At 53.8% G+C, this 16,175-nt stretch carries 14 protein-coding genes and 1 pseudogene; 12 read left to right on the forward strand and 3 right to left on the reverse strand.

The window, feature by feature from the left end; translation table 11 throughout:
• Positions 1-2: 2 nt before the first annotated feature.
• Positions 3-1,310 carry an SrfA family protein gene (locus FEM41_RS24485; protein WP_168198761.1) on the reverse strand — a complete coding sequence of 436 codons (1,308 nt, stop codon included), beginning with the start codon at positions 1,308-1,310 and terminating at the stop codon, positions 3-5.
• Between the two features lie 445 nt (positions 1,311-1,755).
• Here FEM41_RS24485 and FEM41_RS04775 point away from each other — a divergent pair, with 445 nt between their 5' ends.
• The 10 genes from FEM41_RS04775 (at position 1,756) to FEM41_RS04820 (ending at position 12,757) form a co-directional block, all read left to right on the forward strand.
• A complete protein-coding gene (locus tag FEM41_RS04775) occupies positions 1,756-2,025 on the forward strand; it encodes a hypothetical protein (RefSeq protein ID WP_138094901.1) in 270 nt (89 codons plus the stop codon).
• The gene (locus tag FEM41_RS04780) at positions 2,022-3,554 is read left to right on the forward strand and encodes an EAL domain-containing protein (RefSeq protein WP_138094902.1); all 1,533 of its coding nucleotides are present in this window, start codon (positions 2,022-2,024) and stop codon (positions 3,552-3,554) included. The genes FEM41_RS04775 and FEM41_RS04780 overlap by 4 nt, the downstream gene beginning before the upstream one ends.
• 296 nt (positions 3,555-3,850) lie before the next feature.
• On the forward strand, positions 3,851-5,641 hold the full coding sequence (locus tag FEM41_RS04785) for a methyl-accepting chemotaxis protein (protein ID WP_138094903.1): 1,791 nt from the start codon (positions 3,851-3,853) through the stop codon (positions 5,639-5,641).
• Between the two features lie 270 nt (positions 5,642-5,911).
• Complete coding sequence (gene cheR, locus FEM41_RS04790) at positions 5,912-6,727, forward strand: protein-glutamate O-methyltransferase CheR (RefSeq protein ID WP_241666612.1); 816 nt, start codon at positions 5,912-5,914, stop codon at positions 6,725-6,727.
• A complete protein-coding gene (locus tag FEM41_RS04795) occupies positions 6,724-7,770 on the forward strand; it encodes a protein-glutamate methylesterase/protein-glutamine glutaminase (protein WP_138094905.1) in 1,047 nt (348 codons plus the stop codon). Before cheR ends, FEM41_RS04795 begins: the two co-directional genes overlap by 4 nt.
• 70 nt (positions 7,771-7,840) lie before the next feature.
• Positions 7,841-8,230, forward strand: a complete 390-nt coding sequence (gene cheY, locus FEM41_RS04800) for a chemotaxis response regulator CheY (RefSeq protein ID WP_138094906.1) — start codon at positions 7,841-7,843, stop codon at positions 8,228-8,230.
• A gap of 2 nt (positions 8,231-8,232) precedes the next feature.
• Positions 8,233-8,877 carry a protein phosphatase CheZ gene (gene cheZ / locus FEM41_RS04805; protein WP_421804979.1) on the forward strand — a complete coding sequence of 215 codons (645 nt, stop codon included), beginning with the start codon at positions 8,233-8,235 and terminating at the stop codon, positions 8,875-8,877.
• A 210-nt stretch (positions 8,878-9,087) separates the two neighbouring features.
• On the forward strand, positions 9,088-10,233 hold the full coding sequence (flhB, locus tag FEM41_RS04810; protein WP_138094908.1) for a flagellar biosynthesis protein FlhB: 1,146 nt from the start codon (positions 9,088-9,090) through the stop codon (positions 10,231-10,233).
• On the forward strand, positions 10,233-12,335 hold the full coding sequence (gene flhA, locus FEM41_RS04815; protein WP_138094909.1) for a flagellar biosynthesis protein FlhA: 2,103 nt from the start codon (positions 10,233-10,235) through the stop codon (positions 12,333-12,335). The genes flhB and flhA overlap by 1 nt, the downstream gene beginning before the upstream one ends.
• Before the next feature lie 2 nt (positions 12,336-12,337).
• Positions 12,338-12,757 (forward strand): flagellar protein FlhE, encoded by a 420-nt coding sequence (locus FEM41_RS04820; protein ID WP_138094910.1) that lies wholly within the window; start codon positions 12,338-12,340, stop codon positions 12,755-12,757.
• 220 nt (positions 12,758-12,977) lie between these two features.
• Here the strand turns inward: FEM41_RS04820 and FEM41_RS04825 are convergent.
• Positions 12,978-13,667: pseudogene (locus tag FEM41_RS04825) on the reverse strand (EAL domain-containing protein); the annotation flags it as partial.
• A 398-nt stretch (positions 13,668-14,065) separates the two neighbouring features.
• Between FEM41_RS04825 and FEM41_RS04830 the strand changes: the two are divergent.
• Positions 14,066-14,872, forward strand: a complete 807-nt coding sequence (locus FEM41_RS04830) for a winged helix-turn-helix domain-containing protein (RefSeq protein WP_138094912.1) — start codon at positions 14,066-14,068, stop codon at positions 14,870-14,872.
• Positions 14,865-15,353 carry a hypothetical protein gene (locus FEM41_RS04835; RefSeq protein ID WP_168198762.1) on the forward strand — a complete coding sequence of 163 codons (489 nt, stop codon included), beginning with the start codon at positions 14,865-14,867 and terminating at the stop codon, positions 15,351-15,353. Before FEM41_RS04830 ends, FEM41_RS04835 begins: the two co-directional genes overlap by 8 nt.
• 42 nt (positions 15,354-15,395) lie before the next feature.
• Here FEM41_RS04835 and fliR read toward each other — a convergent pair whose 3' ends face one another.
• Positions 15,396-16,175 (reverse strand): flagellar biosynthetic protein FliR, encoded by a 780-nt coding sequence (gene fliR, locus FEM41_RS04840; protein ID WP_138099112.1) that lies wholly within the window; start codon positions 16,173-16,175, stop codon positions 15,396-15,398.

Genomic DNA, 16,175 nt, shown 5'->3' on the forward strand with positions numbered 1-16,175 from the left:
GCTTACTTACTCACTTTCTTAAACGTTAGCGGCAGGGATTGCTCCTGATCGTTATAGCGCGCCTCGCAGCGAGCCGCGCCGGTCTCCCCCTGGCGGCAGGCGATCTCCGGCATCGGATAGCGCGAGCCATCGCTACAGCGCGCCCGGGCGCGACTTTTCACCATCAGGGTGCCGGAAGGCATCAGTCCGGAATAAATATCCGTCTTACAGCTGAGCTTACCGTCGAGCGCCAGAGTCGCACTCCCTTCGTTATCTTTGATTTGCAGCGTGATGGCGTGCAGCACCGGCAGTTTATCCAGTCGGACAACCGGCCCACGGTTCTCGCCGCTGATTCGCCAGCGGCCATTCAGAAAGCGGGTAGAGCCCGCCTTGACCGCATCGACGGGCATCACCAGCGCGCCCGGTGTTAGCGGCGGAGGCGGAGGCGGTGGCGCTTCCAGTACCGTGGCGAGCTGAAGCGGCAGCGTTGACGGAGCTGGCGGCTCAGGCGCCTTAACCGGCTCAGGCTCCGCTTCTTCGCTTATCTGCGGTACCGCCGTCTCCGCTTCCGGTGTGCCGGACAGCGTGAACCAGGCCGCCGCAGAAGCGATACACAGCATCAGCACCATGCCGCCTACCAGCGGTAAACTGCGCGAGCGCTTCTTCGGCGCAGGGATTTCCACCTCTTCCGGCTCGACAGGCACGGCAGAGGTGGTTTCATAAAGGCGGGTACCCAGCGCGGCCTGGGTGTTAACCGCCTCAGGCTCCGGTACGGGCGGAGTGGAATCTGCCGCGGCGACAGGTTCAGGTTCGGGCACCGGTTCCGGTTCGGGAAGCGGCTCCGGCGCCACGACGCTGCGCAGTACGATCAGGGCATCCTCCGGTACCTTCTGATGATGCGCAATAAAGCCCCAGAAGGTAATTACCGGACGATCGTCCACCAGAAAGACGTGATTGGCGCCGGGAAACATAAAGGCGCGCGCCAGCAGCAGACCAAAACGGCGCATCGACGGTCTGGAAGCCCGCTGGCTGCGTTCACTTAATGTCGTGACCTCCTCCAGGCAGCGCTCCAGCTGTTTGAGCGCCTTACGGCGTGTTTCGCCGTCAGCGCCAATCCAGGAAACCACCCGCTTTCCGGCAGGGGCATACCAGTCTACGCGCTGACCTGCGTCATCGACCTGAGGAATCGCCAGAATACTGGCCGCCTGTTCCAGCCCGCGTAATCGCAGCGCCTCGCGGATCTGCACCGCAGACTCAAACACCGCCTGCCCGTTATTGCCTACGGCCTGAAAGTCATTCAGGGAACCGCTGCGAAGTAAGACGTGAGCCACGTTAACACGCTCCTGAGAGCCCGGGGGCTCCCGGCACCAGGTAGGTCACAGGACATCTCGTATTCATAGGCAGGTCGCTTTCACTCAGGAAGTGGGATCAGGGAATTACGGCCTATTCTATGGGATGCCAGCGCAGATCTTTTGCGCTAAAAACGGCCGTTTTTGCTGCTTAATTTGTTTTGACTTCCGCTTTATTTTATGAATGTACCTGCCACTGGCCTGTTTTACCGCTCCCCCTGATAAACAGCTTCAGAAAATAACAATAATGCCACCTACCGCGAACATTTAATCCACATTTAAAAGAATTATCCTGGCTATCACGCTGGCATCATAGCAGTCCATTGACGAAAGTCAGATTAATAATTTCATTTAACCACCATTTAATTTCTCATCCGTATATATCTATTGACATACGTCCTTCCCAGCCAGAGAAACGCATTCCGCCATGATTCAAAATGACCATGAAAAATATAGCGCAGAGCAAAATCTCAAATACATTTTTATTATATTATTCTTTAACATCATTGCATTCTCTCGCTATATCATGCTTGACATATTTAACAAACGCACCACTATATACGATCGCGCCAGCGATAAGGTTTATAACCTTTCCGGGGTGAACGTCCAGCAGCTGCTTAAAGCGCCGGGAAATACTCTGCTACAAATGGCCCAGAGACTCTTCGTTATAAGACCAGGCAGGGCGGCAAGAGAATGAAAAATAAAAAAATACCCGTCAGAAATATGCTACTGGCTATCAGCACCGCGCTGGCTATCTGGCTGGTCGGGGCGCTACTGATCCACCAGCAGACCCTCAGCACTTACCAGGCCGAGGATGAAATTAGCATGGCCAACGCCATCAGCCGCATCGATATGATTTTTGAGACGGTCAACCAGTCGCTGGGTAAGGCGTCCGACCTTTACAGCGACCGCTGCCCCGAAATGGCCCATTCGCTGCGCCAGTTAACCGCGCTTTCCCCTTACTCACGCTCCTTTAGCATGGCGAAACAGGGCACCATTTATTGTTCATCACTGTCGGGAGAGGTCGCCATTCCGGTTAGCGATTACTTTAAAAACGACAGGAAACTCTCTTTCAGCTATGGTCCTGTTCCTGCCCAAAAAACCCAGGTCATTAACCTGAAGCGCCAGTTTCAGAACGTCGAGATCATCGCCAGTATTCCCGGTTTCTATTTCTATAATGACCTGACCGGGCAGAACGACAAAGAGCAGCACTATCTGAGCATTGACGGCCACTATCTGGACAGATCAGGGCAACTGCATACGGCACCGCTGGCGCGGAGCAATACGCGCACACGGGTTCAGGCATCGACAAACTATGACTACAGCCTTGTGTACGTGCTGCCGGACAGCTACACCTGGCGACAGTACTATCAGGCCTCTGCCGTACTGTTTTTCGTTTTTCTGGCCATTGGTCCGCTGGCGGGCGTGTGGGTCTACAGCACGTTAATCAAGCCGAAATCCCTGCGTAAAAAGCTGGAGGTCGCTATCGATCGGGGTGAAATACAGCCGTGGTTTCAGCCCCAGGTCGATACCCTGACCGGCGAACTGACTGGCTGTGAGGTGCTGGCACGCTGGATCTCTACCAGCGATGGCATTATCCCGCCCAACCAGTTTATTCCCCTGGCCGAAGAGTCCAGGCTGATCATCCCGATGACCCGGGACCTCATGCGCCAGGTCAGAAGCTGGCTGCTGACGGAAAAACGCCATATTACGCCGGGCTTCCACGTCAGCATTAACTTCAGTTCACACCATATTCTGTCCGGTCAGATAATCAAAGACTGCCGCCACTTTCTGAACGGCCTCCCGGACGGGCTGATCCACCTGGTGGTCGAAATTACCGAAAGCGAAATCCTTAACGATAACCGGCAGATCAACGATGTTCTCACCCAGTTACACCAGCTTGGCGTGATTATCGCTATCGATGATTTTGGTACCGGGTATTCCAACCTCAGTTACCTACAGGACTACCCGCTGGATATTCTGAAGGTGGACCGCAAGTTTATTACCCATCTTGAACCCGAAGTCGCCCATCGCCATCTGATTGCCGGTATCATCGATATTTCAAAAAAGCTGGATCTGAGTACCGTGGTGGAAGGCGTGGAAACCGAAAAGCACGTAGAGAGCCTGAAACAGTTGGGAGCTACCTGGCTTCAGGGCTTCTATTACGGAAAACCGGTCCCGGCCAGCGAATTTTCCCGGATCTGGCTCAAAAAAACGGGCGCCTGACCACGCTCCGCCGTGATACAGATTTCAGCTATCTGGATAACCCGAAAAAGCTGAACGAACAGTCATCATCCGTGGCGCCCGTTTCCCCTACAGGCGTTGCTTCCCTTCCCCTCATAATCCCGGGCAGAAAAGGCTCGCCCCTTCCGTTTACCATCTATTTTTTCAAATAAAAACAAACAATTAATATATGATGCACTTTTACAAAAGAAATCCACATTTTTGGAAAAGTTCTCATCTCGCTGACCGATAACTACTCCGTGCATTTGTTACCCACCGGCCCGAAGGTAGAGAGCTTTATGTTAAAAACAATACGAGCCCGCATCACTGCTGCGGGCATCGCTATCGTCGTCAGTGTTCTGATGTTGAACACTTTCCTTAACTACAGCGTTGCTCACAGAAACAACGATCAACTCATCAACGCCAGCCTGTCGTCCATCAGCAGTAGTCATGCTACGGCGCTGGCCGACTGGATAATGATCAAGAAGCGCAATATTGAGTCATTAACCGATGAAGCGCTGATGGAAAATCCACGGCCTTACTTCCGTTCGATCATCGACGCTTCCGGTTTCACCAATATTTATGTGAGCTTTACCAATAAAACCACGCAGTTCGAAGGTATTACCGATGTGCCGCTGGATTATGATGCCACTTCCCGCCCCTGGTTTACCCAGGCCGTTAATGCGGGCCATACCATCGTGACCGAGCCCTATATGGATGATGCCAGCGGTATCCTGGTAGTGACCGTCGCGACGCCGATTACCAAAGAGGGCGTGCTATTGGGTGTGGTCGCAGGCGATATGGCGATGGACACGGTGATTAACAACGTGCTCAGCATCCATCCGGCGGAAAAGAGCTTTGGCATGCTGATTAACCGCAGCGGCACCATTATCGCCAACGCCGATCCCAGTCTGACGCTCAAGCCCATTACCGAGCTGTCGCCCAATTTCGACATGACCAAATTGTTGATGACCACAACGCGTAAAGAGGTGGAAATCGATAACGAAATGACGCTGGTTCGGGCTAAAGAGGTTGCAGGGACCGACTGGCTGGTCATGGTCGTGCTCAATAAAGCGGTAATGAACGAAGGCAGCGCCTGGATGTTAACGCTGTCGCTGATATCGCTGGTGGTACTGGCAGCGGGCGCTGCACTGATTATCAGCCTGATTATGGCCAAAGTGCTTAAACGTCTGGCGCTGGTGCGCGACTCTATGCTGGCCATCAGCAGCGGCGATGCCGATCTGACCCAGCGTCTGCCGGATCAGGGGGGCGACGAGGTGTCGCAAATCGCCAGCGCCTTTAACCAGTTTGTCGGTAATCTGGGCGGAATCATGAGCCAGATCCGCGACACCAGCCATTCGGTACACACCGCGTCGGATGAGATAGCTGCTGGCAACCGCGAACTCTCCGGCCGTACCGAATCCGCCGCGGCCAGCCTGCAACAGACCGCTTCGTCGCTGGAACAGATTACGGCAACCGTCGCCCAGTCGGCAGACTCCGCGCGTCAGGCGGGAAGCATTACCGAATCCGCCACCAGTGCCGCCCAGCATGGCGGCGAGGTGGTTAATACTGTGCTCAGCACCATGGGCGATATTGAAAACGCCTCCGACAAAATTCGCGACATTATTAGCGTTATCGACGGCATTGCCTTCCAGACCAATATCCTGGCGCTCAATGCCGCGGTAGAAGCGGCGCGGGCCGGAGAACAGGGTCGGGGCTTCTCGGTGGTCGCCAGCGAAGTCCGCAGCCTGGCGCAGCGCTGCTCCCATGCCGCCAGGGAAATTAAAGATCTGATCGAAGCCACGGTTGAAAGCGTCATGTCTGGCGCCTGCCAGGTGCGGGAGGCTAATGATGCGATGGACAACATCATCATCAACGTTGAGAACGTCACGCAGATCATGAAGGAGATTCAGGACGCCACTGCCGTGCAGATGGTGGGAATTAACGAAATCAATCAGGCGGTGCATCAGCTCGACGGCATCGTTCAACAGAATGCCGCCATGGTGGAAGAATCCACTACGGCCGCCGCAGCGCTCCAGGATCAGGCCGCCAGCATGACCCGCGTCATTGGCCGGTTTCGGATCGAATAATTAACAATAACAGAGAGATAGCTCTCACCTTTTTTTCTGTCGCTTTCCGCCAGCTTCGCTGGCGGCTTTTTTCTGGTCATACCGCAATTAAAGAATTTTCACAATTAACCGATAGCACTACATAAGACTCCCCACTCCACTGATCTGAAGGGAATCAATCAGACATGTAGTGAGCAACGATTAAAGGGACTAAAGACCGTCATGCAACGAGAAGTAGACATACATAATCCAGCTACCGGCTCACAGCTCTGTGACAACATCAATAAGTTTATGGTCCGTGTGCCACTGACGGAACCGGAATTTAAAAAGCTCAGCCAGCTGATTTATCAACGTGCCGGTATCGTTCTGGCTGATAACAAGCGGGATATGGTTTACAACCGACTGTCCCGCCGTCTGCGGGCGCTAAATCTGGACAATTTTTCACAGTATATTGGCCTGCTGGAAAGCCATACGCTACACGCAGAGTGGCAACCCTTTATCAACGCGCTTACCACCAATCTGACCGCGTTTTACCGCGAATCGTATCACTTCCCTATTCTGGCCGAACACGCCCGTTCGCGCCCGGGCGGCTACAGCGTCTGGAGTACTGCGGCCTCTACCGGTGAGGAGCCCTGCTCCATCGCCATTACGCTGGATGAGACCCTGGGGCGCAGTACCGGCACCCGAATCTGGGCAACGGATATCGACACCGAGGTTCTGGACACCGCCACCCGCGGTATCTATCGCGAACTGGACATCGCCAAGCTGACGGAAGCGCAGAAAAAACGCTACTTCCTGCGCGGTACCGGCAGCCAGGAAGGCAAGGTGCGGGTGCGCCCCGAACTGCTCTCAGGCATCCAGTATCAGCCGCTGAATTTGTTGGATAACGACTGGGCCGTTCCCGGCCCTTTCGATGCCATCTTCTGTCGTAACGTAATGATTTATTTTGATAAGGATACGCAACGGAAAATTCTGCGCCGATTCGCTGGCATGCTGAAAGAAGGTGGAATTCTGTTTGCCGGACATTCCGAACACGTCAGCCAGCTTAGTGATGATTTCTATCTGAAGGGGCTGTCCGTCTATGGACTGACTAAGGATAAGCGATGAAAAAGATACAGGTACTGTGCGTTGATGACTCGGCATTAATTCGTCAGTTAATGACCGAGATCGTTAACAGCCATTCGGATATGGAAATGGTGGCGACGGCACCGGATCCGCTTATCGCCCGTGATTTAATTAAGCGCCATAACCCGGACGTGCTGACGCTCGATGTGGAGATGCCGCGCATGGATGGCCTCGATTTCCTGGAGCGCCTGATGCGGCTGCGCCCGATGCCGGTCCTTATGGTTTCTTCGCTGACCAGCAGGGGGTCGGAAATCACCCTGAACGCGCTGGAACTGGGGGCCGTGGATTTCGTGACCAAGCCGCAGATCGGCCTGCGAGAAGGGATGATGCACTATAGCGACGCCATCGCCGATAAGATCCGAGCCGCCTCGCGGGCGCAGATCGCACGCCATACACCCGCGGCGCCCCCCAGGCGCCTGGTTTCTCCTCCCATGGTGGGCAGTGAAAAAATTATCGCTATCGGCGCCTCCACTGGCGGTACCGAAGCCATTCGTCAAACCCTGGTGCCGCTGCCCCCCACCTGCCCGGGACTGCTGATTACCCAACATATGCCGCCAGGCTTTACCCGCTCCTTTGCCGATCGCCTGAACAAACTGTGCCAGATCTCGGTAAAAGAAGCCGAAGACGGCGAGCGTGTTATGCCAGGCCATGCCTATATCGCCCCTGGCGATAATCATATGGAGCTGGTGCGCAGCGGGGCGAACTACCACATCAAGCTGCATGACGCACCGCCAGTGAATCGCCACCGCCCGTCGGTAGACGTGCTGTTCCATTCGGTGGCGCGCACCGCAGGCAAGAACGCCGTGGGCGTTATTCTGACCGGTATGGGCAACGACGGCGCCGCCGGACTGCTGGCCATGCGTAATGCAGGGGCCTGGACTCTGGCACAGAGTGAAAAAAGCTGTGTGGTTTTCGGCATGCCCCGTGAGGCCATCGCCGCAGGCGCCGCCTGCGAGGTTGTCTGTCTGGAACATGTCAGCCAGAAAATGCTTAACGCCGTCGTGGGCCAGGCCCAACGCATCTGATTAACCACGTTCCGGCCGCGCCGGAGATATTGAGACGTTTATTTAATTTTTTACAGAGGTAATGAAAAACATGGCCGATAAAAACATGCGCTTCCTGGTTGTTGACGACTTTTCCACCATGCGCCGCATTGTCCGCAACCTGCTTAAGGATCTGGGCTTTCATAACGTGGAAGAAGCCGAAGACGGTCAGGACGCATTGAACAAACTGCGTGAATCCAAATTTGATTTCGTCGTCAGCGACTGGAATATGCCGAACATGGATGGCCTGCAATTACTGTCTGAAATTCGTAAGGATCCGGCGTTGGGTCAGACGCCGGTACTGATGGTGACAGCGGAAGCGAAGAAAGAGAACATCATCGCCGCAGCCCAGGCTGGCGCCAGCGGTTACGTGGTGAAACCCTTTACTGCCGCGACGCTGGAAGAAAAGCTGGGCAAAATCTTTGAAAAACTCGGGTGGTAACGGTGATGGATACAATGACTACAGCCCAGGCGGCAGGTAACGTTAACGACATTATTTCGCGCATCGGTAATATGACCCGCCTGCTGCGCGACAGCCTGAAAGACCTGGGACTGGATCAGACCATTATCCAGGCAGCCGAAGCCATCCCTGATGCCCGGGAGCGCCTGAGCTACGTGGTGAGCAAGACCTCTCAGGCGGCAGATACTGTACTAAACTGCGTGGACGAAGCGCGTCCTTTGCAGGACCGTTTGCACAGCGGTGCGGGTGAGCTCTCTCTGCGCTGGGATGCCTGGTTTGAGGATCCGATTGAGCTGTCCGATGCCCGTGAGCTGGTACGCGACACCCGCAGCTTTTTGAAAGAGACGCCAGCGCTGGTCGATAAAACCAATGCGCATCTGATGGATATTATGATGGCGCAGGATTTCCAGGATCTGACGGGTCAGGTCATCAAACGCATGATGGACATGATCCAGGAGATCGAAAAAGAACTGATCCAGGTTCTGCTGGAAAACATCCCGGAATCGGCACGCACGGAGCAGCCTAAAAATAGTGGACTGATCAACGGACCGCAGATAGACAGCTCACGCAATGGCGTAGTGGCAAGCCAGGATCAGGTGGATGACTTACTGGATAGCCTTGGTTTTTAAGCAACAATACCTCTCTTTATGCGCCAGCCGCCTGTTTTTATCTGCGGATCGGGCTGGCGCATCCCTTCATCGCTTTTTCGTGGGTCAATAGACGCTATCAGCGAAAAAGCGCCTAAAAGGCATCTCTTTTCCCCGCATGATTCTGGCCAAAATTTGGCATCCTATACAGCCTGAAACCCTCTAAATACAGAGCACAAACGACGGGCTACCGTGGCTGAAGAAAGCGACCAGGAAAAAACAGAAGACCCCACCCCCACACGACGAGAGAAAGCGCGAAAAGAGGGACAAATCCCCCGTTCGAAAGAGCTGACCTCGCTGTTGATGCTGGTGGCTGGCTGGGCACTGCTGTGGACGGTGGGGCACCACATGGCCCGCGATCTCGGGTTGCTATTGCAGGACGGGCTGAATTTCGATCACAGCATCATTAACGACCAGAAGACCATGGTGCGTCAGTTCGGGCGCCTGATACTGGAGGCGGTCAGCGCCCTGGTGCCGCTGATGATGGGGCTGGTGCTGGTGGCGATAGGCTCGCCGATGCTGCTGGGCGGTCTGCATTTCAGCGGCAAGTCGTTTAAGCCCAACTTTAAACGGATGAACCCGCTGCCCGGCATTAAGCGCATGTTTTCCAAACAGTTTGTATCAGAGATGCTGAAAAGCGTGCTGAAAGTCACCCTGGTGACGGTGACCTGCAGTCTGTTTCTGTGGGGCAACTGGGCCAAAATGATGCGCCTGCTGCACGAAACGCCATTGACCGCCATTGATGACGCGCTGGCCCTGATTTCGCAGTGCATGTTGCTGATTACGCTGAGCCTTATTCCAATGGTGGCTTATGACGTATTTTACCAAATCTTCAGCAACCTGAAGAAAATGCGTATGACCCGCCAGGAGATCCGCGACGAATTTAAACAGCAGGAGGGGGACCCGCACGTTAAAGGACGCATCCGTCAGCAGCAGCGGGCCGCGGCCCAGCGCCGCATGATGAGCGACGTACCCAAAGCGGACGTGATTGTGAATAACCCGACTCACTATTCCGTTGCCCTACGCTATGAGGAAGGCGCTATGTCGGCGCCAAAAGTGGTGGCGAAAGGGGCTGGCGCCATTGCGCTGCGCATTCGCGAACTGGGCAACGAACACCGCATTCCCATGCTGGAAGCGCCGCCGCTGGCGCGCGCGCTGTATCGCCATAGTGAAATCGGCCAGCCGATTCCCACCGCACTCTATAGCGCGGTGGCCGAAGTGCTCGCCTGGGTCTATGGACTGCGCCGCTGGCGTAAAGAAGGCGGGCTTATCCCGCGCAAACCGCAAAACATTTCGGTTCCGGCAGGGCTGGACTTTGCACGAGAGAGTAAACACTGATGTCCAACATCGCCACAAAGCTACGCTTACCCAATCTTAAAGAGACCCAATGGCAAATCCTTGCCGGTCCGGTACTGATCATGCTGATTCTGGCGATGATGGTACTGCCGCTACCGGCGTTCCTGCTGGATCTGTTCTTCACCTTCAACATCGTCCTGGCGCTGATGATTCTGATGGTGGCCATGTTCACCCAGCGAACCCTGGAATTCGCCGCCTTCCCGACCATCCTGCTGTTCTCCACCCTGCTCAGGCTGGCGCTCAACGTCGCTTCCACCCGTATCATCCTGATGGAAGGTCATACCGGTTCAGCGGCGGCGGGCCATGTGGTAGAGGCCTTTGGTCACTTCCTGGTGGGCGGTAACTTCGCCATCGGTATCGTGGTGTTTATTATCCTTGTGATCATCAACTTTATGGTTATCACCAAGGGTGCAGGCCGTATCGCGGAAGTAGGTGCTCGCTTTACTCTGGACGGAATGCCTGGCAAGCAGATGGCTATCGATGCCGACCTGAACGCCGGTCTGATTGGCGAAGAAGAAGCCAAACGTCGTCGTACCGAAGTGACTCAGGAGTCCGACTTTTACGGCTCCATGGACGGTGCGAGTAAATTCGTCCGCGGTGACGCCATCGCCGGTATTCTGATTCTGGTTATCGAGATGGTCGGCGGCCTGCTGGTGGGTATGCTGAGCCACGGCATGCCGTTCGGCCAGGCTGGTGAAACCTACGTTCTGCTGGCGATTGGTGACGGTCTGGTCGCCCAGATCCCGGCGCTGATTATCTCCACCGCCGCCGGTGTTATCGTGACCCGCGTGTCGAATGAGCAGAGCGTGGGCGAACAGATGTTTACCCAGTTGTTCAGCAACCCAAGAGTCATGGTGCTGGCTGCGGGCGTAATCGGCTTGCTGGGGCTGATCCCCGGCATGCCGAACTTCGTCTTCCTGCTGTTTACCGGCGGGCTACTGGGACTAGCCTGGTGGCTGCGCGGCGCCGACGGCAAAGGGCGGACCTCTTCCGGAACCGCGGCAGACGGTCAGACGGAGAAAGATCCCATCAAGCAGGAGTCCCTGCAGGCCAGCGAAGCTACCTGGCAGGACGTACAGTTCGAAGATATGCTGGGGCTGGAAGTGGGTTACCGCCTGATTCCAATGGTGGATGGCGCCCAGAGCGGCGAACTGCTTGGCCGTATCCGCGGCATTCGTAAGAAATTCGCTCAGGATATGGGCTTCCTGCCGCCGGTGGTGCACATCCGCGACAATCTCGACCTGACGCCGACTCACTACCGTATTCTGATGAAAGGGGTGGAAATAGGCAGCGGTGAAACTCAGCCGGAGCGCTGGATGGCAATTAATCCCGGTAATGCCGTGGGCTCCCTGGAAGGCGAGCCCTGCCAGGAGCCAGCCTTCGGTCTGGAAGCGGTCTGGATCGACGAAGTTCTGCGCGAACAGGCTCAGACCCAGGGCTACACCGTGGTGGATGCCAGCACCGTGATGGCGACACACCTTAACCATCTGATTGCCATGAATGCCAGCGATCTGTTTGGTCGTCAGGAAACCCAGCAGTTGCTCGATCGCATCACCAAAGATATGCCGAAGCTTATCGAGGATCTGATCCCCGGTACCGTCAGCCTGACCGTGCTGCATAAGGTTCTGCAAAATCTGCTGGCCGAGCGCGTCTCCATCCGCGATATGCGCTCGATTATTGAAGCCCTGGCCGAACATGCGCCGGGCCAGACCGATCCGGATGAGCTGACCGCGCTGGTGCGCGTGAAGCTGGGTCGCGCCATTACTCATCAGTGGTTCCCGGGCAGTGGGGAGCTGCAGGTGATTGGTCTGGATGTGGGGCTGGAGCGCATTCTGATTCAGGCAGCCCAGAGCGGCAGCGGCCTTGAACCGGGCATCGCGGAAAACCTGATGATTCAGACGGAACGTGCGCTCCAGCGTCAGGAGGCTATGGGTGCGCCGCCGGTACTGCTGGTGAACCACATCCTGCGTATGATGCTGTCGCGCTTCCTGCGCCGCGCCATGCCGCAGCTGGTGGTGATGTCCAATATGGAGATCGCAAACCATCGCCCTATTCGGATGAGCTCTATCGTGGGGGGTCAATAGTAATGCGCCGCAGTATCGCTCTGGCTTTGATTTGTGGTCTGTTACCGCAGGCCGCCCTTGCCGCCACCGCCTCCTGGAGCCAGACCACCGTCGGCGGCATACTGAACGTCGGCAACCAGATAATGTCCGGCAGGCCGCTAACCCCTTCTGTCGCCGTACCGCCTCAGGCCACCGTCACCCGTATCAGCTGGCGGATTTCGTTACTCAATCCCCCGCCACCGGGGCTGGAGATTAAGCTGTGCACCCAGGCCCGCTGCGTCAAAATTGACGCGCTGGCCGGCCAGCGAGCGCTGCCGGAAAATATGCGCCCCGGCGATACCTGGCGCTTTATTTATTCGGTAAATCAACGCGGCCAGCTACGCCCGCCGCTTAATGTCGTCAGTCAGCAGCTCACCGTGAATTACCGTCTGACATCATCATAAAGGAAATTTGAGCCCAGGTGCGGGCGAGCGGCCCGCCCTGCCATACCCCATTCCTGAATGCCTTGTAAGCGCTCTTTCTCAACACCTTTCTGCTCCAGGTTTAGTGCATGGTTATAAAGAGATCCTCATGTTGCGGTGAACGGCGCCAAAATAATTTGCCTGGACTGTAGCAGCCCGGACAGCGTCTGAGTGTGATATCCTCAATAAAAAACACCCATCATTAATGCAGCATATCAGCGAACGCCGTCATCGAGACCGGTCTGGAATAATAAAAGCCCTGATGAAGATAAATCCCCAGTCTCTCCAGTTGCTGTTTTTGATACTCTGATTCCACGCCCTCGGCGATCAAAATGACATTCATTGCCCGGGATGCAGCCAGTAAACCCTGGAGAATCTTTTTATAATAAAGCGTCTGTTCCCGACATCGGGTCAGGCTTTTATCCAGCTTGATAGTATCAACCTCAACCAGATTAAGATAATCAAACGCCGAAGACTCAACACCAAAGTCATCCAATGAAATCTTTATACCTTGCTGATTCAAAAAATGGCTCGCCTCGATAACATCATCACCTATTTCCTGATGAATATGACGTTCGACAATTTCAACCTGAATATGAATATTGTTACCAGCAACTTTTTTCAACTGAACCAGGCGCTGAATCAGCGTTCTGTCACAAAGCTGAAACAGACACAGATTGAGAGAAAACGTAAAGCCGCTATCCAGTTTATTACGCTGCTGGATGATAAACCCCTGAAGTCTGGAGATTAATGCCATCGAATAAATACTGGCAAACTCAGGTTCTTCAAGGTGACGAATAAGCTCCCCGGTAAGTATGTATTCATCGTTAATCAGAAACCTGGCCAGAGCCTCAACGCCAATAACGCGATGAGACGCCGAATTAAATATTGGTTGAAAAAAAAAGCGTTAGTGACCTTAAGCCCTCAGTAATTCCAGGAAATAACTCTGCGTTAACATCACCATCTCCATACTCCCTGTCAGGGTATTTATCAATATAAGCCTTCATCTCCCCGCCTGTGTTTAATAAAAGTTAATAAATTGAAATTAAATTTGCATAATCAGATTATTCTGATGCATATTGCTCTTCCGGTGACGATCGCGGCTTACGGGGGTGATAATAACGGAAAACGCAAAATTTCGAGTATTTATATTGATAAATCACATGATTATAGGTTAAGACACTGAAAATATGTGGTTTTACAGAGTAAGTATTCATGGATACAAAATATCCTACCAAAAACGATTTGACTGCGGGTAAATCCTGAACGGAAATTTAATGTAAAGGTCTTATGATGGTTTATTTAATTAATGACACGGTTGTTTTTCGAATGGAAGATGGCGCGTTATGGAATACCACAGCTGCGGAAGAAATCATCCACATCTCCTCTACCATCGCCAGGATACTAAGTTTTTTCATAGAAAATCATGGCGTGATCTTAAGGAGGACGGCCATATTATCAGAAGTCTGGGAAAAATATGGCTTGTATTCATCCAATAATACGTTGAATCAGTATATCTCGATACTGAGACGCACCTTTGTACGGCTGGGTCTGGAAGGCGAAGTTATTCAAACAATACCCAGGGTCGGCTTTATTATGCTGGAACACGTTGGTATCCAGACGATTGATCTCAACAATACACAGGAAAACGATAAGCACTCCGACACTTCCGCAGTGCAAAAATCACCCGCCGAAAATATGCCAGGTTGGCAGCATCTCAGGCTCAGTTCGGGAAAGCTGATCAAAGCCTTTGCGATTAGCGTTATCGGCATCGCGTTTCCCTGCCTGATTTATGCTATCCACCCGAACAATACGCCAGCGCCTAATCTGATCTATGATCAAAAAAATCGCCATGGCCCATGTGAAATCTATTCACTAAGTAAAAAAACGTCTGACTGGATAGCAGCAGATGACAATCTGCAACGCTTGTTGGATGAAAGTAAAATAACATGCGACGAAGGGGACACCATTATTATGAAGGTGAGTGAATATTCAATAAATGCTCATCCGGAACAGTTGTTTGTAGCGAATTGCCTGCCCGATGAAAATGCTCCCACTACATTCAAAGCCTGTAAGAGCATCTATCACTATGAATAATAAAATAATATTAATCGCCAGTTTTCTGACACCGCTTATTATTCTGGCGGTGTTACTCTTTACTGTACTACACCCCACGCGCAATAATCGTGTTGATATTAGCTGCATCTCATCCTTCGAATCTTCATCGGATATTGCACACTTCAGTACTCATGGTTACTTCATGCTGCAAACCCAAAGCCGTCATACAGGAATCATCAGGATCTCAGCCATCCTGAGGGTCAGCGGCGCCGACAGTTCAGCGAATCGATACCGGGTTGCCCGCGACCTGCATTTTAAATATGCCGCCGATCGCGAAGGGAATATGACGATGAGACATATCAAAATCCATAAGAGGAATGTCGATACCATCACCGATGAACTCTTCAACCGCTATGTGTTCAGCGTGGAGCCGCACAAACAGTACTCGATAGTAAAAATGAAAAACGCATATCTGATTGGCAATAGACTGATGCCGCTCTGGAGCTGCGTGAATCTTTAGTCGTTTGAGGGTAAAGCGCGCACGCCACGGGCGCGCTTATGATTAGCCAATGTCGCCCATAATCTGCGTCAGACGCTCAAAAACATCGCTGATCAGATATTCAGCGAACGGCGCCAGGGTGTAGATCAGCAGCGACATCGCCACCATTCCCACCGTCAGGGTCAGCGGGAAACCCACCACAAAGATAGAGAGCTGCGGCGTCAGGCGATTCAGCAGACCCAGGGTAATATTCAGCGTCAGTAGCAGGGTAATAATCGGCAGTCCCAGCATCAACCCGTGGGAAAAGATAATCCCCCCGGTTTTCACGATAGCCAGAAAGCCGTGGCCATTCAGCGGTTCCGGGCCGATGGGGATCACGGTAAAGCTGTCCGCCAGAATGGAGATCATCCACAGATGGCCGTTGAATGCCAGAAACAGCAGAATCATCAGCACGTTCAGTAATCGCGCCAGTACCGGCATGTTAGGGCCGCCGGAAGGATCGACGAAGGTCGCGAAAGAGAGCCCCATCTGCAGGCCGATTATCTCCCCCGCCGTACGTACCGCGGCAAAAATCATCTGCATGGTCAGGCCAATGGCCGCGCCAATCAGAATCTGCTGCAGCGCCAGCCACAGCCCGCTCACCGTCACAATATCAACCTTCACCGGCGGGAGCGAAGGCGCAATCAGAAAAGAGATGAGCATCGCCAGGCCAATTTTCACCCGGGTGGTTATCTGTTTTTCACTGATAATCGGCGCCGTGGTAAACAGCGCCAGCACCCGCACGCTGGGCCAGAAGTAGTGGCTTATGAGCGCACCAATCTGGGAAATATCGACCTGGTACAT

Origin of the sequence: Jejubacter calystegiae (assembly GCF_005671395.1) — a bacterium.
GTDB lineage: Bacteria > Pseudomonadota > Gammaproteobacteria > Enterobacterales > Enterobacteriaceae > Jejubacter > Jejubacter calystegiae.